At 34.7% G+C, this 786-nt stretch carries 1 pseudogene; it reads left to right on the top strand.

The window, feature by feature from the left end:
* Window positions 1-62: 62 nt before the first annotated feature.
* Window positions 63-704: pseudogene (locus ACIPNH_RS00070) on the top strand (recombinase zinc ribbon domain-containing protein); the annotation flags it as partial.
* Window positions 705-786 lie beyond the last annotated feature (82 nt).

Genomic DNA, 786 nt, shown 5'->3' with positions numbered 1-786 from the left:
CTCAACCTCCTTATCATCTTCTATCCTTATCTTATCACATCCGGACTTCTATGAAAAGAGCTATAAATATGACGCTGACATATGCAAAAAAGGAGAATAAGAGATATCGATATTACGTATGCAACAATCATTTAAGGGGAAAGAATTGTGAATCAGTAAATCGAACTATAATAGCTGGAGAAATGGAAAAAGAAGTAATGAGGAAGACAGAGCAGCTATATGAAAATTGGAAAGAAAAGACCGAAGAAAAATTTGAAAAGTTATGGGAAAATTTAAGTTTTGGAAAGCAGAAAGAAGTAGTGAAAAAGTTAATAAAAACAGTATTAGTGAAAGAAGATGGAATAGAGGTGAGTTCAGAGGATAAGGTGGAATTTACACCAATAAAAAAGAAAGGAAACAAATGCACAGTAGTAGAGCCAGAAGGAAAAACAAATAATGCGTTACTCAAAGCAGTGGTAAGAGCCCACCTGTGGAAACGGCAACTGGAGGAAGGAAAATACGAAAGTGTAGGAGAACTGAGTACCAAAATTAATATAGGTACAAGACGAATACAACAAATTTTAAGGCTGAATTATTTAGCACCAAAGATTAAGGAAGATATAGTAAATGGGAGGCAGCCAAGGAGTTTGAGGTTAGTGGATTTAAAAGAAATACCGATGTTATGGAGTGAGCAAATAGAAAAATTTTATGGATTAGCAATGTAACGTTTATAAAAGTATAGCATTTCTCATAATAGTTCGAACAGGTCATAGGAAGGCAGAATCAACAGCACGACGAAAGGATTCG

The organism is Wolbachia endosymbiont of Drosophila barbarae, from assembly GCF_044752445.1.
Classification (GTDB): Bacteria; Pseudomonadota; Alphaproteobacteria; order Rickettsiales; family Anaplasmataceae; genus Wolbachia; species Wolbachia pipientis.
This window is presented reverse-complemented; position numbering and strand designations above follow the sequence as displayed.